This is a genomic window from Rhizobium redzepovicii (assembly GCF_019793435.1).
In the GTDB taxonomy this organism is placed as follows: domain Bacteria; phylum Pseudomonadota; class Alphaproteobacteria; order Rhizobiales; family Rhizobiaceae; genus Rhizobium; species Rhizobium redzepovicii.
The window spans coordinates 1-19,467 of record NZ_JAILYH010000003.1 but is presented as its reverse complement, the minus strand read 5'-3'; the positions used below and the strand labels follow the sequence as shown (position 1 = coordinate 19,467).

General features: G+C 62.2%; 12 protein-coding genes. 3 read left to right on the top strand and 9 right to left on the bottom strand.

The genetic code is table 11. The features are described from left to right. Positions 1 to 6: 6 nt before the first annotated feature. Positions 7 to 1,443 carry an FAD-binding oxidoreductase gene (locus K6N12_RS04780; protein ID WP_097624051.1) on the top strand — a complete coding sequence of 479 codons (1,437 nt, stop codon included), beginning with the start codon at positions 7 to 9 and terminating at the stop codon, positions 1,441 to 1,443. A 216-nt stretch (positions 1,444 to 1,659) separates the two neighbouring features. Here K6N12_RS04780 and K6N12_RS04775 read toward each other — a convergent pair whose 3' ends face one another. Next, entirely contained in the window at positions 1,660 to 4,995 is a 3,336-nt protein-coding gene (locus K6N12_RS04775) for a DUF1217 domain-containing protein (RefSeq protein WP_097624050.1), read from the bottom strand. 297 nt (positions 4,996 to 5,292) lie between these two features. On the opposite strand from K6N12_RS04775, the gene K6N12_RS04770 reads away from it, so the two are divergent. Next, positions 5,293 to 5,859, top strand: a complete 567-nt coding sequence (locus K6N12_RS04770; protein WP_012556768.1) for a DUF6101 family protein — start codon at positions 5,293 to 5,295, stop codon at positions 5,857 to 5,859. A gap of 80 nt (positions 5,860 to 5,939) precedes the next feature. Here K6N12_RS04770 and ubiA read toward each other — a convergent pair whose 3' ends face one another. The 5 genes from ubiA to K6N12_RS04745 all read right to left on the bottom strand — a co-directional run bounded on the left by ubiA (position 5,940) and on the right by K6N12_RS04745 (position 12,340). After that, positions 5,940 to 6,899, bottom strand: coding sequence for a 4-hydroxybenzoate octaprenyltransferase (ubiA, locus tag K6N12_RS04765; protein WP_097624049.1), 960 nt, complete (start codon positions 6,897 to 6,899; stop codon positions 5,940 to 5,942). Between the two features lie 165 nt (positions 6,900 to 7,064). Continuing rightward, positions 7,065 to 7,877: a MipA/OmpV family protein gene (locus tag K6N12_RS04760; RefSeq protein WP_097624048.1), complete on the bottom strand. Its 813-nt coding sequence runs from the start codon at positions 7,875 to 7,877 to the stop codon at positions 7,065 to 7,067. A 146-nt stretch (positions 7,878 to 8,023) separates the two neighbouring features. Next, the gene (locus K6N12_RS04755; RefSeq protein ID WP_097624178.1) at positions 8,024 to 8,605 is read right to left on the bottom strand and encodes a histidine phosphatase family protein; all 582 of its coding nucleotides are present in this window, start codon (positions 8,603 to 8,605) and stop codon (positions 8,024 to 8,026) included. 32 nt (positions 8,606 to 8,637) lie between these two features. Further along, positions 8,638 to 9,897, bottom strand: a complete 1,260-nt coding sequence (locus K6N12_RS04750; protein WP_097624047.1) for a cyclopropane fatty acid synthase — start codon at positions 9,895 to 9,897, stop codon at positions 8,638 to 8,640. 133 nt (positions 9,898 to 10,030) lie between these two features. Further along, on the bottom strand, positions 10,031 to 12,340 hold the full coding sequence (locus tag K6N12_RS04745) for a Tex family protein (protein WP_097624046.1): 2,310 nt from the start codon (positions 12,338 to 12,340) through the stop codon (positions 10,031 to 10,033). 423 nt (positions 12,341 to 12,763) lie between these two features. Between K6N12_RS04745 and glyS the strand changes: the two genes are divergently transcribed. Next, complete coding sequence (gene glyS, locus K6N12_RS04740) at positions 12,764 to 14,947, top strand: glycine--tRNA ligase subunit beta (protein WP_097624045.1); 2,184 nt, start codon at positions 12,764 to 12,766, stop codon at positions 14,945 to 14,947. Between the two features lie 368 nt (positions 14,948 to 15,315). On the opposite strand, the gene K6N12_RS04735 is transcribed toward glyS, so the two are convergent. The 3 genes from K6N12_RS04735 to purD all read right to left on the bottom strand — a co-directional run bounded on the left by K6N12_RS04735 (position 15,316) and on the right by purD (position 19,393). After that, positions 15,316 to 17,139, bottom strand: coding sequence for a methyl-accepting chemotaxis protein (locus tag K6N12_RS04735; RefSeq protein WP_097624044.1), 1,824 nt, complete (start codon positions 17,137 to 17,139; stop codon positions 15,316 to 15,318). Between the two features lie 415 nt (positions 17,140 to 17,554). After that, positions 17,555 to 18,016, bottom strand: a complete 462-nt coding sequence (locus K6N12_RS04730) for a plant virulence effector HPE1-like domain-containing protein (RefSeq protein WP_097624043.1) — start codon at positions 18,014 to 18,016, stop codon at positions 17,555 to 17,557. A 93-nt stretch (positions 18,017 to 18,109) separates the two neighbouring features. Beyond that, positions 18,110 to 19,393: a phosphoribosylamine--glycine ligase gene (gene purD / locus K6N12_RS04725; protein ID WP_097624042.1), complete on the bottom strand. Its 1,284-nt coding sequence runs from the start codon at positions 19,391 to 19,393 to the stop codon at positions 18,110 to 18,112. Between the last annotated feature and the right edge of the window lie 74 nt (positions 19,394 to 19,467).

Sequence of the window (19,467 nt, the reverse complement as noted above, 5' to 3'; positions counted from 1 at the left end):
ACCCCGATGAGCAGCACCGGCATTTCCACCGAACTTCTCGACCGTTTCGCAGCCATCGTCGGCGATAAATACGCGCTTCGGGGCGAGGCCGATCTTGCGCCGCACCTGGTCGAAAACCGCGGCCTCTATCACGGCTCCTCCCCTCTCCTGCTGAAACCCGGCTCGGTCGAGGACGTCTCTGCTATCATGAAGCTTGCGACGGAGACCGGAACGGCGATCGTGCCACAGACCGGCAATACCGGCCTTGTCGGCGGCCAGACGCCGCGCGCCGGCAAGTCCGATATCATCCTGTCGCTCGAGCGCATGAACAGGATCCGTGACGTCGATCCGGTGGCGAACGTGCTGGTCGCCGACGGCGGCGCCATTCTTGCCGATGTGCAGAAGGCGGCCGAAGCGCATGGGCGGCTGTTTCCGCTGTCGCTCGGTTCCGAGGGCTCCTGCCGCATCGGCGGCAATCTTTCCACCAATGCCGGCGGCACGGCGGTGCTGGCTTATGGCAATATGCGCCAGCTCTGTCTCGGCCTCGAAGTGGTGCTACCGACCGGCGAGGTCTGGGACGGCCTACGCCGCCTGAAGAAGGACAATACCGGCTACGATCTGCGCGACCTCTTCATCGGCGCCGAAGGCACGCTCGGCATCATCACCGGCGCTGTGCTGAAGCTGTTTCCCCAGCCGCTCGGCCATCAGGTGGCATTCGCCGGCCTGAATTCGGTCGAGGATGCGCTTGCGCTTTTCAACCTAGCCTCCAGCCTCTGCGGCACCTCGCTCACCGGTTTCGAGCTGATGCCGCGTTTCGGCGTCGAAATCACCACCCGCCATATCGAGGGCGCACGCGATCCGCTCGACGCGGCCTATCCCTGGTATGTGCTGATCGACATTTCGACGTCTGACTCGGCCGAGACGGCGGAGCGGATGATGAACGGCGTGCTCGAACAGGGTTTTTCGGCCGGATTGGTGCTCGATGCGGCGATCGCCTCATCGGTGGCGCAGCAGCAAGCAATCTGGCACATGCGCGAAAGCATGTCGGATGCCCAGAAGCCCGAAGGCGGGTCGATCAAGCACGATGTTTCCGTGCCGGTGTCGCGGATCCCGCATTTCATGGCCGAGGCCGCGGAAGCGGTCCTGGCGGCAATGCCCGGAGCCCGCATCTGCGCCTTCGGGCATATGGGCGACGGCAATATCCATTACAATATTTCCCAGCCGATCGGCGCCGACAAGGCCGCCTTCATCGGCCGCTGGCGCGAAATGAACCACATCGTGCATGGGCTGGTGCTGGCGCATGGCGGCTCGATCTCGGCCGAACACGGCATCGGCCAGCTGAAGCGCGACGAATTGGCGGCGATTCGCCCGGCAATCGAAATCGAACTGATGCGCCGCATCAAGCGGGCTTTCGATCCGGCTGGTATCATGAACCCGGGAAAGGTGGTCAGCCTCGAGGTTTGAGGGTGGCGGACGGGGAGAGCCCCTCATCCGCCTGCCGGCACCGACCGGGGTCGAGCCACGGGTCTCGACCCGTCCTTCGGACCCCGCTTGCGGGGCGAAGGGGACTTGCCGCAACCCCTCCGTTCCTCACCAAAGTGGCGCGGGGCACGTCCCCTCGTCCCGTTTTTACGGGGAGAGGGTTAGGGTGAGGGGCAAATCATTGAAACTGACTAGCAATTAGGACGACTGCGTGCCGCCGCCGGTCAGGATCTGCAGCGCCGGCGATTGCTGGGTGGCGTTCTGGACGTCGTACATGGCGGTGAAGCGGCGCAGCAGCTTGTCGACCTTCTTCGGATCCTGGAGATCCTCGAGCTTGACGAAGCGGTTGAGGAGGTCGGCCTGTTTGGTGACATCCATGCCCGACATCTGCGAGGGCAGGCTGTAAGCTGTGGTGATGACCTGATAGAGCGCCTTGTCGCCGAGGATAGAATAGATCGAGGTGATGCTCGGGGCCTTGCGGCTGAAATAGAGCGCCAGGCGCACGCCATCGTTGCTTTCGCCCTGCTGGGCTTCCATCGTCTGCTGGACGTAGAGCTCCTGGGTGTGCTCCTCGGCCGCCTTGTTCTGGATGGTGCCCATCTTGGCGCGGGTGAGATTGCCGTCCTTGTCGAAGTTGAAGGCGGCGACGATATCCTGGAAGCGCGCATCGGCCTTGGCGTTCAGGTAGCTCTTCTTGTCGTCGGGATCGGAGGTGAAGATCTTCTTCAGCGTCGCCTTGTCGTAATCCTTCGGGTCGAGATTGTTGGCCTTCAGCACCAGATCCGTCAGGCGGCTGTCGTCGAGGAAATCGTCGAGCGACTTCACCTTGGCCATGCCCTTGGCGAAATAGTCGACTTCGGCAGTCGCGTCCTTCGATGCCTTGTCCTTTACCGGGCCGGCCTTCAGCAGCATGGTCATATGCGCCTTGTAGTCGGTGGCGTATTTGGCCATGGTCGCGTCGGGCAGCGCCTGGAAGGGTGATGCCGCCTTGCCGTCCGGGCCGAAATTGAAGGCGCGGGCGAGATTGGTGATGCGTTCGTCCTTCAGCGAGGCGATATAGCCGTCCGGATCATAGGCGTCGCTCGTCAGGATCTTGCGCATCATCGAGCGCGGCACGTCCTGGTCGGTCAGGCCAAAGGCCTGCAGCGCCACATGATAGGGATCCGGCAGATTGTCGTTGCTCTTCTTGAAATCGGCTGTGGCATTGGTGCGCAGGAAATCGTTGACGGATTTGATCTCGGCAGTATCGAGCAGGCTCGTACTGTCGGCCATCATGCTCGAGTAGTTGGAAGCAACCTCGTCGATCGCCTCTTCGCGCTCGTCGTCATAGCGCGCCATATAATTGTCATTGGTGGTCTGCGCCTGATCGGCCGTCTGGACCGAGCTTACAACCGGCAGCGATCCATCGGCGGCGAAGTTGAAATCGGCGTTGAGATCGGCATAACCGGCGGCTGAGGCAGCCGTCGCATCGGTCAGGTAGCTCTTCAGGTCGGCGTCCGAGATATTCAACGGCAGATTATAGGTGCTCTTCAGGAAATTGGTGATGGCGGGATCGGCGATGAGATCGTCGACATTGGCGATCGTCGCCATCCGGGCGGAATAGTCGTCGGTGCGCGCTCCGGCGGCAAATTTCGTGTTGCGGATCTGGGTGTCCGTCTGCGCCGCCAGTCCGTCCTTGAGAGAGCCGTCGGCCTTGAAATTGAAGGCGGCGGCGACGTCGGCATAGGTGCCGGTGCCGCTCTGATCGGTCAGGATGCTGCGAAGAGCGACGTCGGTAACGGTGGATGGGATGCCGAAGGCGTTGCGCACGAAATTGTTCAGCTTCTGGTCCGCCAGCAGCTGATCGACATTGGCGATGCCTGCGATGGTCGCCTGGTAATAAACGGCAGCATTGTCGGCCTTGCTGGCGGTGCTGGCACTTTGCGCGGCCGTCTGCGAGGCGTAGAGGGTGGCGATCGAACCGTCCGTCTTGAAATTGAAGAGATCGTGGACGTCGCTATAGCCCTGGGCGCTGGCAGCGGCGGGATCGACGAGGAAGGTCCTCAGCGTCGCATCGGAGACGCTGTCGGCGACCTGCATGCTGGTTCTGAGATAGCTGACCGCAACGGGATCGGACATGATGTCGTCGACACTGGTGACACTGTCGATCATGGCGTTGAAGTGGGCCGCGTTCGCCGCCGATTTGTCGGTGGTCGACTTGCGCTGCGTGTCCGTCTGGATCACCGACCCGTTGATCGAGCCATCCGGCTGGAAGTTGAAATCGGCGTTGAGATCGGCATGGCCTTGCGCGGCGGCATAGGCGGAGTCGGTCAGGATGTTCTTCAGATCGGCATTGCTGAAATCCGTGCCGAGACCATAGGCATCCTTGATGTAGCGCGCCATGTTTCCGTCGGCGAGCAGGGCGTCGACATTGGTGATGCCGCTCGATTGAGAGGTCACCTTGTAGTAGTTGGCAGTCTGCGACGCCGCCGACGACAGCTTGTTTGCCTGATCGAGCGTCCGGACGCGCGCCGTGCTCGAGGTGGAGCCGTCAGCCTTGAAGTTGAAGGCGTTGTAGACATTGGTAAAGCCCATCAGCTGGGCATAGCCGGGGTCAGTCAGGACCGTGCGCAGTGCTGCCGCGGTGAAATCGGCGCCCATGCTGTAGGCGGTCTTGATGTAGGAGGTCAGACGTTTGTCTGCGACCAGGTCGTCGACATTGGTGATCGTGCCGATCTTGGCGGTATAATAGGCCTGGTTATAGTCGGCCGCCGTCTTGTTGACGTAGACGACGTCGGAACCGACCGAATTGTCGATGATGACCGACTGGGAATTCAGCGTGTAGGTTTCGATGACCGAAGCCTTCTGCGCCGCGGTCTGGGCCGTGCCGGTAACCGTGCCGTCGGCGTTGAAGCTGAACTGGGCGGCAAGCGCCTTGTACTTGTCGCCGCCCTGCGTGTTGACGACGCTCGTGGGGTCGCTCAGATCGCTCGTCAGCACCTGGCGCAGAAAATCCTTCGACGCATAGGTGGGATCGATGTTGAACGTCTTCAGCACGTAGGTGCGAAGCCTCGTGTTGTTGACCAGATCGTCGACGGTCGTCACGCTGTCGATATTATTGCCGTAATAAGTGCTCTCTGCGGACGTCGCCTTGTCGGCATCGATGAAGGACTGCTTGTAGAGGCCGATCAGATCGTCCTCCTGCGCGTCCGTCTGCACGTCCTTCTCGGGCGCATTAAAATTGAAGGCGGAAGCGAATTCGCGATAGCGCGTATCAGAGAGCTTGTTGGCGTAGCTGTTGGGGTCGGTGAGATCGCTTTCCAGCACCTTCTTCATGAAGGCCTTGGCATAGGTCATATCCTCAAGACCATAGGCTTTCATCGCATAGCTGTAGAGCTTGTAATCGCCGAGGAAGTCGTCGACCGAGGTGACCTTGTTGATATGATCGGCGTAGTATTCGGCGTCCTTCTTGACCGTCGCCTGCGACGCGACCTTGTTCAGGCTCGACGTCATATCCTTCGACAGGATCGTGTAAGCGAGGGAGGCCGTAATCATCAAATGCGCCCTTTTCGGCAAAATCTCTAAAAGAACGAACTGCTGGTAAGCATATTTTGCCACGAAAAACTTACCTGAGCCTTACCTCAGGATGCATCACTTCAGCACAGCATGGCGTTCACCTTCCGGAAACCCTGCCGGATTCGGTTTTGATAACCATCAGAGGACGCAAAGTTTTCTTAACCGCAATTTTTAAGCTGTACGGAACGGCAGGCCCCTATTGTCGGCCATAGAGGACGAAAAGTCCCAAGGAGAAGACCGGAAATCGGCTCTCAGGTAAGACAAGGGTAGAATGACATGAACAATCCCGTAATGAAGCCCGCCTGGGCTGGTACGACGTTACGCCTCGATCCGTCCCGCTTTCCGCAGCAGGTCAGCTACGCCATCCATGATTGTTCGGATGACGTGAATATTACCATAGACGAACGCGGCGCGGTCCTGCGCAAGGTCCTCCCCTCCAGCGGCCTGCCGCTCTCGATTGCGCTGCCGAAGCGCGTCTTCCAAGGTGTCGCCGCCCGCGCCATCGACCATGGCGACGGCGAGGTTACCGTCACCCTCGAACTCCATCATGCCGATCCGGAACTGTGCATTCCGCTGCTCGTCGCCCATGATCTCAGCGATATCGCCGCCGACTGGCGCGGCTGGTCGGAAGCATTCCGCATTCCGATGCTGATGGTCGAGGCCGACGGCGTCGCCCGGCCGCTCGAAGACCATATCGGCGGCTTGCGCACCAGCGATCTCAAACCGCGCCGCCGCCATTCCTACTTCGCCAACCGCCGCCCGCGCTTCCTCGTGCGCCGCACCACCGGCCGGCTCGGCGTCGCCATGAAGATCGAAGGCAAGGAAATCATCGCCCGCAACTGAGCGATTTCGCGACACTTCGTTTCGCACGCATTTGAAACCCGGCGCCCGCGCCGGGTTTGTCTTTTCACGCATCGCCCCATTCAGGGAATGGCGAAGAGCAGCGAGACGAAGAGGCCGAAGAAGATGATCAGGCCGACGCGATTGTTCGACTTGAAGAGCGCCAGGCATTGGGCGGCATCATTGATATCGAGCCGGACGATCTGCCAGGCGAACATGCCGGCGGCCCCGAACAGGGCCAGGAAAGCGATCAGATTGGCGCCGGCAAGCGCGAAAGCGGCAAACATCAATACCAGCGTCAGCCCATAGAGGCCGATCAGCCATACCCGCGTCCTGTCGCCGAACAGGCGCGCGGTGGAACGGACGCCGATCAGCTCGTCGTCCTCCTTGTCCTGATGGGCGTAAATCGTGTCGTAACCGATCGTCCAGGCCACCGAGGCGGCATAAAGCAGGACAGCGGCAAAGGAGAGGCCGCCCAAAATGCCGGCCCAGCCCATCAGCGCGCCCCAGGAGAAGGCAAGCCCCAGGTAGAATTGCGGCCAGTCGGTGAAGCGTTTGGCGTAGGGATAAAGCGCCACGATGCCGAGCGAGAGCACGCCGAGGAAGACGGTGAACCAGTTGAACTGCAAGAGCACGAAAAGCCCGACGAGGGCCTGCAGGCCAATGAAGATCTTCGCGTGGGCGCGCGTCACCCGGCCGGAGGGAAGCGGACGCGAGCGCGTGCGGGCCACCTCCATGTCGATCTGGTGGTCGACAAGATCGTTATAGGTGCAGCCGGCGCCACGCATGGCCACGGCGCCGATGAAATAGAGCAAAAGGTGGGACACCAGCAGGCTGCCGGAATAGAGCCCCTCGCCGATCGCCGCATTGGCGGCAAGGGTTGCCGACCAGAAGCACGGCCACATCAGCAGCTGCCAGCCGATCGGGCGATCCCATCGCGCCAGCTGTGCATAGGGCCAGAGCCATGGCGGCAGGATCCGGTAGACCCAGTTATCGGAAGGTGCGTCGGAAACGCGATCGTGGAAGTCGCCGGTATCTTGCATGCCGCCATCTAGCGACCGGCCGGCGATCCGGTCAAGAAGCGATCTCTTGTCTTATGCGTGTCGTTATCCCGGACCCGCTGCACACTTCTGGGCGACATGCATTGGATGTTTAATGCATGTCGTTATCCCGGAACCGCTGCACACTTCCGGGCGACATGCATTGGATCACTGCAGGGAGAAATTGAACTTGTAGGTCGCCGAGACGCCGATCAGGACCTGGTTCTTGGAGCCGCGGTCGCGCACCAGGCTGCTGTCGGCGGCGGGACCGGCCAGCCGCTTATATTCGAGGAAGGAGCTTGCCGAGAGATTTTCGGTCGCCTTCCACGTCAGTGCTGCGCCGGCGCCGTAAGACTGCATGCCCGCCGTCGGCTTGTAAGGATCAAGGCCGCTTTCGGCGGCGTGCTTGGCGCTGACGCCATAATAGGCGTCGTAATAGCCCCTTGTCGCAAATGTCGCGCGCGGGCCACCTGACAGCTGCAGGTCGGGCGCGATATCGGTGAAGGCATCGATCGCCAGATCGGCGACAACGCCGTCATGCGAGCGGATGCCCTGGCGGACTTCGGCGCGGGCGCGCAGGAAATCGGTGGGGTAGACTTCTAGGAAACCGCCGGCCTCAGCCCCCCATTTGACCTTCCTCAAGCCCTTCAGCTCATGGCCGTCGCCCTCGTCGCGCGATGGCACGAACTTGCCGACGATGCCGGCGCGGAAGGCGCCCTTGTCGATCAGGGCGAAGGAGGGATTGTCGTTGCGCGATGAAAAACGCGGGCCGGCGCCTTGGCGGCCGACCGAGATCAGTGGGCTGAACTTGAATTCATTGTGCGACGAGCCCTCGAATTTTGGCGCCGAGAAGCCGGCGACGCCGACGTTCAGATACCAGTCGCCCGACCAGAAATGCTGGCCGCTTTCCTGCGCCGCCGCTGAACCGAAAGATAAAAAGGCAATAGCCAAAGAGATCGATACGACTGATCGATGAGACACGTCCGCACTCCAGAAAACGCAAAAACAAAGCCGCGGAGAGCGGCGACGGTTACATTTATAGTGGGGTCGTTACCCCAATGTTAACCACGGGGGACAAAGGGCGCTAATGAAAGTCATGTCGTCGGCCCCACACGGCTGATGGCATCCTATCTCTGATTCCACCGGCGAATGACCGGTTCCGTCAGATCGTGTTCGTAACCGAGCACGCTGATGCTGGCCGTATCCAGCACGAAATGCGCGCCGCCTTCCGGCGGCAGGCCGAGCCAGCGGGCGGCGAGCACGCGCAGGAAATGCGAGCTGGAAAAGATCAAGATGCTGTCCGCCGCCTCGCGAAGCGCGTGGATGATGCTATCTGCGCGAGCGCCGGCGTCGGCCGCCGTTTCGCCATTCGGGCAACCGTCGCGAAAGAGCTGCCAGCCGGGGCGCTCCGCCAGGATTGCCTTCGTGGTGACGCCTTCATAAGCGCCATAGTCCCATTCGGCGAGATCGTCGCGGATCACCGCGCCCGATCCGAAGCCGGCGAGCGCGCAGGTTTTACGGGCACGCGCCGACGGGCTCGACCAGACGGCGGAGAAGGCGTGGCCGGCGAGTCGCTCGGCAAGCTTGCGGGCGGCGGCCTCACCATTCGCCGTCAGCGGGATATCGCTGCGGCCGGTATGGCGCCCGGACAGGCTCCATTCGGTTTCTCCGTGCCGAACCAGGTAGATCTCGGGAAACGCACTGCTCATCGGCATGTCCTTTCATCGCGTCCGGCTGCCGCTCAGAAGGTCACCTTTTCCAACGGCGGGCGCCTCGCCTCGAATTCCTTCAGCTTGGCTTCGTTGCGGGCGATGTAATTGCGGTTGTCGGGAACGGTGAACTGGTTCTTGGCGATCTGGATCTGCAGGATGAAGAGCTCGTCCCAGCGAAAACCCATTTCCGAGCCGGCCAGGTAGAATTCCCACATGCGGAAGAACTGCTCGTCGTAAAGCGCCACCGCTTCGGCCTTGCGGGCCACGAAGCGCTCGCGCCAGTGACGCAGCGTATAGGCATAATGCAAAGGCAGGATTTCGACATCCCTGACCAGGAGCCCGGCCTTTTCGAGCGGCGGCAAGACTTCGCCGACCGAAGGGATATAACCGCCGGGGAAAATATACTTCTCGATGAAGGCATTGGTGCCGAAACTCGGCTTCGGGCGGCCGATCGAATGCAGCACCATGACGCCGTTGTCGTCGAGCAGATCCGACACCTTGCGGAAGAAATTGGGGTAATTGCCGATCCCGACATGCTCGAACATGCCGACCGAGACGATGCGGTCGAATTTTCTGCCCGTCAGGGTGCGGTAATCCTGCAGCTCGAACCGCACGCGCTCGGCAAGGCCACGCTTTTCAGCGCGACTACGGGAAACCTTGAGCTGCTCTTCGCTGAGCGTAATGCCGGTGAATTCGGCGCCTTCGGTCGCCTCCGTCAGGTACATGCCCATGCCGCCCCAGCCGGAACCGATCTCCAAGATGCGTTGGTTCGGCTCGAGCAGGAGCTTGGCGGCAATATGGCGTTTCTTGGCGAGCTGCGCCTCGTCGAGCCCGATGCCCGGGGGTTCGAAATAGGCGCAGGAATATTGCCAGTCCTCATCTAGGAAGAGATCGAAGAGCTTGGCTGACAGGTCGTAATGATGGGCGACATTGTGCTTGTTGCGATTGACCGGCACGCGGCTCTTCAGCTGCTGCCAGGCAATTCGGCCCAGAAGCAGTGCTGCCATCTTGAAATCGAAGATCTCGTTGGTGGTGTTCTGTTTCACCATCGACAGGAAATCGTAGATATTGCCCTCTTCGAGAATGAACCGGCCCTGCATATACATCTCGCCGAGCTTCATCGTCGGGTCGCGCCGGATGGCGTCCTCGGCCTCCTGATCGGCGAGGCGGGCGGCAACCATGTCTCCGCTACCGTCGCCGATCAAATAAGTGTCGCCATTGGCAAGGGTAAGTTTCAACGAACCCTTGCGGATGATTTGCTGGACGATCGAAAGGAAAGCCGACGCCATGGACGCCTCGCAAATGTGACAGGATGGTCACATCAACTTAATAACTCTCCTTCGCCTTACAAGCGCCGGATTTAGCACTCCGTTCAGAACGTTGCCAAACTGTTGCATTTTTGCCGAAATACAGGCTAAACCCTTATTTTCGCTTCATCGCTTCGGCCAGTGCCGCGCCAAAAGCACCCTGGCTCTCCGGCTTGGGAGCGGCAGGCCGGCGCTCGTTCTGTGGCCGCGAGCCCTGGTTTCCGCGAGAATCACCACGCGGCGGCGGCGCTGCAGAACCGTCGTCGCGCTTCATCGACAGAGCGATGCGCTTACGCTTGGCGTCGACCTCGACGACCCGCACCTTGACGACATCTCCCGCCTTGACCACCTCGTGCGGATCCTTGACGAAGCGGTCGGCAAGCTGGGACACATGCACCAGACCGTCCTGGTGCACGCCGATATCGACGAAGGCGCCGAAGGCGGCGACGTTTGTCACAGTGCCCTCCAGCATCATGCCGGGCTTCAGGTCGGAAATTTCGTTGACGCCCTCGGCGAAGGTGGCGGTCTTGAAGCTCGGACGCGGGTCGCGACCAGGCTTTTCCAGTTCCGAGATGATGTCCCTGACGGTCGGCAGGCCGAATTTCTCGTCGATGAACTGGCGCGGATCGACCGATTTCAGCATGGCGCTGTCGCCCATCAATGCGCGCAGGTCACGGCCGCAGGCGGCGACGATCTTCTTGGCGACGCCATAGGCCTCCGGGTGAACGGAGGAGGCGTCGAGCGGCTCCTTGCCGTTGGGGATGCGCAGGAAGCCGGCGCATTGCTCGAAGGTGCGGCCGCCGAGGCGGGCAACCTTCAACAGATCGCGGCGCGTCTCGAAGCGGCCCTCGTTGTCGCGGTGGCGGACGATGGCGTCGGCGATCGAGGGCCCGAGGCCGGAGACGCGGGACAGCAGCGGCGCCGAGGCGGTATTCAGATCGACGCCGACGGCGTTCACCGCGTCTTCGACCACAGCATCGAGCGAACGCGACAGCTTCTGCTGGTCGACATCGTGCTGATACTGGCCGACGCCGATCGACTTCGGCTCGATCTTGACGAGTTCGGCGAGCGGATCCTGCAGACGGCGGGCGATCGAGACGGCGCCGCGCAGCGACACGTCGAGATCGGGAAACTCGGCCGCTGCGGTTGCCGAGGCTGAGTAGACCGAGGCGCCGGCTTCCGAGACGATGACCTTGGTCGGCTTCGGCGCCGGCAGTTCGGCCAGCATGTCGGCCACCAGCTTTTCGGTCTCGCGGCTGCCGGTACCGTTGCCGATCGAAATCAGCTCGACATTGTGCTTGCGGATCAGCGATGCGAGCTCGATCTGGGCGCCGCGCACATCGTTTCGCGGCTGGAAGGGATAGACCGTCGATGTCGCAACCACCTTGCCGGTGCCGTCGACGACGGCGACCTTGACGCCGGTGCGGATGCCGGGATCGAGACCCATGGTGGCGCGCGAGCCGGCGGGGGCGGCGAGCAGCAGGTCCTTGAGATTGCGGGCGAAGACATGGATCGCCTCCTCTTCGGCCCTCTCGCGCAGCTCCCGCATCAGGTCGAGCGACAGCGACATGGAAAGCTTGACGCGCCAGGTCCAGCTCGCGACCTCTATCAGCCAGCGGTCGCCGGGGCGGCTTGCGCCGATCTCATAGGCCGCAGCGATCATGCGTTCGACCGGCTTGTTCGGCGAGGCGGTCTCGGCGTCGGCCTCGATCGTCAGCGTCAGCACCTCCTCGTTCCAGCCGCGCAGCATGGCGAGCGCGCGGTGGCCGGGGGCGGTCGCCCAGCGTTCGGAATGGTCGAAATAATCGGAAAATTTTTCGCCCGCCGCCTGCTTGCCGTCGACGACCTTGGCCTTCAGCAGCGACGCCTGGCGCATATGGGCGCGCAATCTGCCGAGCAGATCGGCATTTTCGGCAATGCCTTCGGCGATGATGTCGCGCGCGCCTTCGAGCGCCATCTTCACATCGGGCACATCAGCCGTGACGAAGCTTTCGGCAAGCGCCGCCGGTTCCCGGCCGCGCTCGGCAAGGATCGCCTCGGCAAGCGGCCCGAGGCCGCGTTCGCGGGCGATTTCGGCGCGGGTGCGCCGCTTCGGCTTGTAGGGCAGGTAGAGGTCTTCGAGCTCGGCCTTGGTTTCGGCGCCTGAAACCTTCGCCATCAGCTCGTCGGTCATCTTGCCCTGGCCGGTGATCGATTCGACGATCGCGGCGCGCCGGGCCTCGAGTTCACGCAGATAGACCAGCCGCTCGGCGAGATTGCGCAGCTGCGTATCGTCGAGCCCGCCCGTCACTTCCTTGCGGTAGCGCGCGATGAAGGGCACGGTGGCGCCTTCGTCGAGCAGCTCGATGGCGGCTTTGGCCTGTTCCGGACGAGCGTTGATTTCGGCCGAGATGCGGGCTGCGAGAAAACGGAGGTCAGCGGCCATAGGATTTCCTATTTCGACGAAAGTTGCGGGACCATAGCGGCGAAAAGCGGCAAGGCAATGCCCGACTGTGGTTTCCACAGCGGAAGTTATTGGATTGGGGGATCATCGGCATTGCGCCGCGTAGCCCCCTCATCTGCCTGCCGGCACCTTCTCCCCCAAGGGGAGAAGCGAAATCGTAGCAGCGTCTCGCCCTCCTGGAGGTACTGTTTGCGGAGCCGAGGGCAAGCGGCCTGCTCCTGTCTTCTCCCCAGCGGGGAGAAGGCGGCCCGAAGTGTCGGATGAGGGGGCCACACGGCACAACGCCTACCAACCGTTCACCCCATTGCTCTCTTCCGTTTTTGCGGTTGTGCAGATGCGGCATTCTTTGATAGCAGAAGCAACGTTTTGGATCGCCCTGCCCGCGGGCGCAAGGAAAAGTGTGATATGCCAAACCTTCTTCTCGAACTCCGCTCCGAAGAGATTCCGGCCCGCATGCAGCGCAAGGCTGCCGGCGATCTGAAGAAGCTCGTCACCGATGCGCTCGTCGAAGCGGGTCTTTCCTATGAGGGCGCCCGTGAATATTGGACGCCGCGGCGGCTGGCGCTCGACATTCACGGCCTGACGGCGCGCTCGGCCGACGTGCGCGAGGAGCGCAAGGGGCCGCGCACCGACGCCAATGAGAAGGCGATCGAAGGCTTTCTGCGCGGCGCCGGCCTTTCGTCGATCTCCGAGGCGCAGGTGGTCAGCGATCCGAAGAAGGGCGATTTCTACGTCGCGGTCATTTCCAAGCCCGGCCGCGCGGCGGAAGAGATCGTCGCCGAGGTGATGCCCGGCATCATCCGCGATTTCCCCTGGCCGAAGTCGATGCGCTGGGGCAAGGCGTCCTCCAAGGCCGGTGCTCTGCGCTGGGTGCGGCCGCTGCAATCGATCGTCTGCACCTTCGGCCCCGAGCATGAGGAAACCACCGTCATCCCCTTCGAGATCGACGGCATCATCGCCTCCAACATCACCTACGGCCATCGTTTCCACGCGCCCCAGGCGATCACCGTCCGGCGCTTCGACGATTATGCGGCAAGCCTGGAAAAGGCAAAGGTCATCCTCGACGCCGAGCGGCGCAAGGATATCATCCTGCACGACGCCCGCGACACCGCTTTTGCCAACGGGCTGGAGCTTGTCGAAGACGAGGGCCTGCTGGAGGAAGTCTCCGGCCTCGTGGAATGGCCGCAGGTGCTGATGGGCAGTTTCGAGGAAGATTATCTCTCCATCCCCTCCGAGATCATCCGGCTGACCATCAAGACCAATCAGAAGTGCTTCGTCACCCGCAAGCAGGGTGAGGAAACGCTGTCGAACAAATTCATCCTGGTTTCCAATATCCAGGCACATGACGGCGGCAAGGAAATCGTCCACGGCAACGGCAAGGTGGTGCGGGCCCGGCTTTCGGATGCGCTGCATTTCTGGAAGCGCGACCAGGGCGGCCTGCCGGATCTGGAGACTTTGAAGGCGTCGGCAGCAAAATTCGACCTCGACCTGAGGAAGCCGCTCGACCAGCGCATGGCCAAGCTCGATGCGCTCGACGTGACCTTCCATGCCAAGCTCGGCACGCAGGGCGCACGTGTCGCCCGCCTCCGCGCGCTGGCGGAGGAATTGGCAAAGATCACCGGCGCGGATGCGGCTCTCACCGATCGCGCCGCCGTGCTCGCCAAGGCCGATCTGCGCACCGAAGCGGTCGGCGAATTCCCCGAACTGCAGGGCCTGATGGGCCGCAAATATGCGGCGCTGCAGGGTGAGAATGGCTCGGTTGCCGCAGCAATCGAAGACCACTACAAGCCGCAAGGCCCGTCGGACCGCGTTCCCGCCGACAAGGTCGCGATCACCGTCGCGCTCGCCGATAAGCTGGACACGCTGATCGGCTTCTGGGCGATCGGCGAAAAGCCGACAGGTTCGAAGGATCCCTTCGCGCTGCGGCGTGCCGCCCTCGGCGTCGTCAGGATCCTGCTGGAGCGCAATGTCAGGCTGCCGCTGCTGAAGATCATGAGCCGGACGTCGCTGCTCGCCAAGACAGGCGGCGAGTCCGTGTTTTCATTCGCAGGCGATCCGGCCGAGACTTGCTTCGACCTCCTCTCCTTCTTCCACGATCGCCTGAAGGTCTATCTGCGCGACCAGGGTGCCCGCCACGATCTGATCGACGCCGTGCTGACGGCCGATGCCGACGATCTGTTGATGGTGGCCCGCCGCGTCGAAGCGCTGACGGCCTTCATCACCTCGGAGGACGGCAAAAACTTGCTTGCCGGCACCAAGCGCGCCACACAGCTGCTCGCCGCCGAGGAGAAGAAGGGCACTGTGATCGCCGATGCCGTTTCGCCGGCGCTGCTGAAGCTCGATGCCGAGAAGGAGCTGTTCGCGGCAATCTCCAGTGCGTCGACGGAAGCGGCCAATGCCGTCGCCGGAGAAGATTTCCGCTCGGCGATGGCAGGGCTTTCCCAGCTGCGCGGCCCGGTCGACCGCTTCTTCGAAGACGTGCTCGTCAACGACGAGGACGCGGCCATCCGCGCCAACCGCCTGGCTCTGCTGCGGCTGATCCGCGAAGCGACGGGGACGGTGGCGGACTTCTCGAAGATCTCGGGGTGAGAGCGGGTTGGGTCGGTAATCTTTCTACCTCTCAAGTTGGGCCTACGGCTGCCGGGTTAGCACCGGAATTTGCCCCTCACCCTCACCCTAACCCTCTCCCCGTTCTGACGAGGAGAGTCGAGGTGCCCTGCAAGAGCTTGTGGGGAACGGAGAGGTCGCGGCATATCCCCTTCGCCCCGTTTACGGGGAGAAGGTGCCGGCAGGCGGATGAGGGGCTGCTCCCGCCGGGCGATTTCATCCATGACGACGCCGGCGCCGGCATTTTATCAGATCACGAGATCAAACGCGTTGCTGAATGTTTCCAAAACAGTACGGCCGCCGGAAACCGGCGGCCGCACAGGCTCTGGTGATGGAACTCGCGGGGCCGTTTAAGCGGCGCGACGACCCTGATGCATGGCCGGAGCCGCGCCGGACCTGCCGACGCGGAAGCCGCGGATCAGATCAAGCAGCTCGTCGGTGTCGCTGGCCAGCGTTTCGGCCGATGCCGTGGTTTCCTCGGCCATGGCGGCGTTCTGCTGGGTAGCGGCGTCGAGTTGGTTCATCGACGATGAGATCGAGCGCAGCGTCGTGTCCTGCTCGGAGGCGCTGTGGGCGATCTTGGCGACGATCTCGTTGGCGGCCTTGATCTGGTCGGAGATGCGCTTCAGCGCCTCGCCTGCCTCGCCGACCAGGCGGACGCCGTGCTCGACCTGGCTGGAGGAGCGGGCGATCTGGTCCTTGATCTCCTTGGCCGCGGCGGCGGAGCGCTGGGCGAGTTCGCGCACTTCCTGGGCGACGACCGCAAAGCCCTTGCCGGATTCACCGGCGCGGGCCGCCTCGACGCCGGCATTCAGCGCCAGGAGGTTGGTCTGGAAGGCGATTTCGTCGATGACGCCGATAATCTTGGTGATCTCCGACGACGATTTCTCGATGCCGCTCATCGCCTCGATCGCCTGGCCGACGATCGCATCGCTGTGGGTGGCCTCGTTGCTGACCGAGTGGACGCGCTTGCTCGCCTCATGGGCCCCATCGGCCGTCTGGCGGACGGCGACGGTGAGTTCGTCGAGGGCCGCCGAGGTTTCCTCGAGGCTCGCCGCCTGGCGCTCGGTGCGCTGCGACAGCTCGTTGGAAGCGCGGCGGATTTCTTCCTTGCTGGTGCCGATATCGGCGCCCTTGGCGCTGACCTTGGCCATGGCGGCTTCGAGATGCGACAGCGCATCGTTGAAGTTGTCGCGAAGGGCGGCATATTTCTGGCCGAGATCGGCGCAGCGGACGGTGAGATCGCCACGGGCAATCATCTCCAACGCCTGGCCGATCGTCGCCATCACGCGGACCTGGAGTGCCGTCTCGTCCTGTTGCTGGCGCTGATTGTTTTCGCGCTCGTTTTCCAGCGCCAGCTGCTGGGCCGCCTCGCGATCCGACATCGCATGGCGTTCGCGGATCTTTTCCTGCAGCGACTGCGTGGCTTTCGCCATCAAGCCGACCTCGTTGTTCATGGCCGTATGCGGGATGGCGATGGAAACATCCTCTTCGGCGACAGCCTTCAGCGCTGCGTGGACGCTGTTGAGAGGGCCGGAAATGCCACGGATTACGACGTAGGCGGCCGCCATGGCAAGGAAGAACAGAACGATGCTGCCGGAGAGCGCGGTCAGGATCGTGCTGTGGATCTGCGCATCGAGATCGTCCATATAAACCCCGGTGACGACGACGACTTTCCATGGCTCGAAGGCCTGTCCATAGGCCGTCTTGCGATAATCGCCGGCCGGCTCGCCCGGCTTGCTGGTGGAATAAAATTCGACGAGACCGCCGCCCCGCTGGCCGAGCTTGACCAGTTCCTCGCGGTAGAGCTTGCCCTTGCTGTCCGGCTGGCCCTTGAGGTTCTGCCCGACTTTCGCGGCGTCGTAGTGGAACAGCATCTGGACGTCATAGCTATAACCGAAGAAATAGCCGTCCGGATCGTATTTCATGCCGTTGACGGTGGCGTAGGCCTGCTTCTGGGCATCTTCGAGCGTCATTTCGCCCGCGGTGACCTTAGCCTGGTAAAGCTTGAGAACGGAGACCGCCGACTGAACCTCGGCGCGGAGCATGTCATAACGCTCCTTGTAGATCGCATCGACCGAGGAACGGATTTGCAGGGACGTGGCAACTGCAAAGGCGATCATCAGGCCGACGACCAGCAGTATGAGCTGCTTCGATATTTTCAGATTTTTCATGACGCCTCGCAACGGGAACGGTGAGTGCAGTCCGGTGCGGTTTCCTACCGCCTGTGCGAGCGCGCCAAAACGGCGACGCATCTACCGCTGCTCAAACAACATGCTGCGACCGGGTAAATAACCATTGAGGCTCACCCCATAAGAAATGTTTAATTTTATTATAAGTGACGGGAATTTCCCTAAAATTTCAGGGGTCGACTGGGAAGCAAAACGCTCGATGTTCACCGATAATTGGATCTCATTTGCTTGAAGTTCTTGAATAAGTTGTTGTCTGCGAGCCGGACGCAAACCGCCTAGGTTTTCGCCATCACGCACAAAAGAGAATGCACCCCCGCTTATCTTCGAGGGTGCATTCGGTCCACCTGAGGTGGAACCCCAAACGATCGAAACCTTGATCGGGCAGGGGCAGGGAACTTTAGAAACGCAGCTTGAATTCCGAAACGTTCAGGGCTGCCGGTTGTTCCGCCATGCCGGCCACAACAGGCTTGGCATCGCCGCCGATGACGGCCGCGGTCGTCGCGCTCATATCGATGCCATCCGCGGATGGGGCTGAAGGCGCGGCAGCGATCATCGCTTCCGGTGTCGCCTTGCTGACGAAGACGACGGGCGAGCCGCCCATCCAGCCTTCGGTGCGATAGATTTTCTTTTCGCCGCCGACATCGCGGACTTCACTCGCCTGGAGGACACCGGGCTTCAGCTCCGGCACCGTATAGTCCTTCTTGACGAGTTCGGCCTGGAGCGGCGGGCAAGCGGCACAGCTTTCGGTGATGATGCTGCCTTCAGCCGGCGCCGCGGTCTTGCCGATCACCTCGATCGAGGAAGCCATCGCCGAACCTGCCATCAGCAGGATTGCCGCACCGAGGAAAATCTGACGCATCAACGCAACTCCGTCTCACTATGAGAGCGGTATAGCGCAGCTTTGTTTCCATCCCGTCAGGGGAAAGGGTAAAAATTTAAAGAACGCGGCGGTTTATACTGTGTCCGCACCTGTTTCGCGCTCGATCGCCCGCCAGCCGATGTCGCGCCTGGAGAAGCCGTTTTCCCACTTGACCCTGTCGAGCAGCGCGTAAGCGCGATCCCTGGCCTCGGCGACCGTGCCGCCTGACGCGGTGACGTTCAGCACGCGCCCGCCGGTCGCAACCAGCGCGCCGTCCTTCAGGCCCGTGCCGGCATGAAACACCTTCTCGCCCTCGCCTGCCTCGGGCAGGGAGAGGATCGGCGTGTTTTTCGCGTACGCGCCGGGATAACCCTTCGAGGCCATGACCACCGTCAGGGCCGGATCGTCGCTCCATTCGGCACTCACCTGATCGAGCGTGCCGTTGGCGGTGGCGAGCAGCAGCGGCAGCAGATCGCTCTTCAGCCGCATCATCATCACTTGGCATTCGGGATCGCCGAAGCGGACATTGTATTCGATAAGCTCCGGCCCCTTGCTGGTGATCATCAGCCCGGCGAAAAACACGCCAGAGAAGGGATGGCCGCTCTCGGCCATGCCGCGCATCGTCGGCTCGATGATTTCCTTCATGGTGCGCTCGACCATGTCGGCGGTCATGACCGGCGCCGGCGAATAGGCGCCCATGCCGCCGGTATTGACGCCGGTATCGCCCTCGCCCACCCGCTTGTGATCCTGGGCGGTGGCAAGCGCTAGCGCATGTTTGCCGTCGCAGAGGCAGAAGAAGCTCGCCTCCTCGCCGTCGAGATAGGCTTCGACGACGACTTCGGCGCCGGCAGCGCCAAAGGCGCCCTCGAAACAGTCGTCGACGGCAGCCAAGGCTTCATCCAGCGTCATCGCCACCGTCACGCCCTTGCCGGCGGCAAGGCCATCGGCCTTGACGACGATCGGCGCGCCCTGATCGCGAATATAGGCCTTGGCCTTCGGCGCATTGTTGAAGCGCTGATAGGCGCCTGTCGGAATGCCGTAGCGGGCGCAGATATCCTTGGTGAAGCCCTTGGAGCCCTCGAGCTGGGCGGCGGCTGCCGAGGGTCCGAAGACGGTCAGGCCATCGGCGCGCAGCCGGTCGGCAAGGCCGGCAACGAGCGGCGCCTCGGGGCCAACGACGACGAAATCGATCGCCTTGTCCTTACAGAAGGCGGCGACCGCTTCATGATCCTCGATGTTGACGGGCGCGAGCACGGCGTGTTCGCCAATGCCGGGATTGCCGGGCGCGGCATAGAATTCGCTCAGCAACGGCGATTGCGCCAGCTTCCAGGCGAGCGCATGCTCGCGTCCGCCCGATCCGATCAACAGAACCTTCATGCGCCACCCTTTCCTTTTGCCTCTGGCGGTTAAGGGCCAAGGGGCGAAAGGTCAAGCGGGAAAGCTTACCAGCC

Excerpts from the sequence above, each read along its gene's own strand:
- K6N12_RS04730 (WP_097624043.1), bottom strand. The coding sequence starts at position 18,016 with ATGCGTCAGATTTTCCTCGGTGCGGCAATCCTGCTGATGGCAGGTTCG.
- glyS (WP_097624045.1), top strand. The coding sequence starts at position 12,764 with ATGCCAAACCTTCTTCTCGAACTCCGCTCCGAAGAGATTCCGGCCCGC.
- K6N12_RS04745 (WP_097624046.1), bottom strand. The coding sequence starts at position 12,340 with ATGGCCGCTGACCTCCGTTTTCTCGCAGCCCGCATCTCGGCCGAAATC.
- ubiA (WP_097624049.1), bottom strand. The coding sequence starts at position 6,899 with ATGCAAGATACCGGCGACTTCCACGATCGCGTTTCCGACGCACCTTCC.
- purD (WP_097624042.1), bottom strand. The coding sequence starts at position 19,393 with ATGAAGGTTCTGTTGATCGGATCGGGCGGACGCGAGCATGCGCTCGCC.
- K6N12_RS04735 (WP_097624044.1), bottom strand. The coding sequence starts at position 17,139 with ATGAAAAATCTGAAAATATCGAAGCAGCTCATACTGCTGGTCGTCGGC.
- K6N12_RS04780 (WP_097624051.1), top strand. The coding sequence starts at position 7 with ATGAGCAGCACCGGCATTTCCACCGAACTTCTCGACCGTTTCGCAGCC.
- K6N12_RS04770 (WP_012556768.1), top strand. The coding sequence starts at position 5,293 with ATGAACAATCCCGTAATGAAGCCCGCCTGGGCTGGTACGACGTTACGC.
- K6N12_RS04750 (WP_097624047.1), bottom strand. The coding sequence starts at position 9,897 with ATGGCGTCGGCTTTCCTTTCGATCGTCCAGCAAATCATCCGCAAGGGT.
- K6N12_RS04755 (WP_097624178.1), bottom strand. The coding sequence starts at position 8,605 with ATGAGCAGTGCGTTTCCCGAGATCTACCTGGTTCGGCACGGAGAAACC.
- K6N12_RS04775 (WP_097624050.1), bottom strand. The coding sequence starts at position 4,995 with ATGATTACGGCCTCCCTCGCTTACACGATCCTGTCGAAGGATATGACG.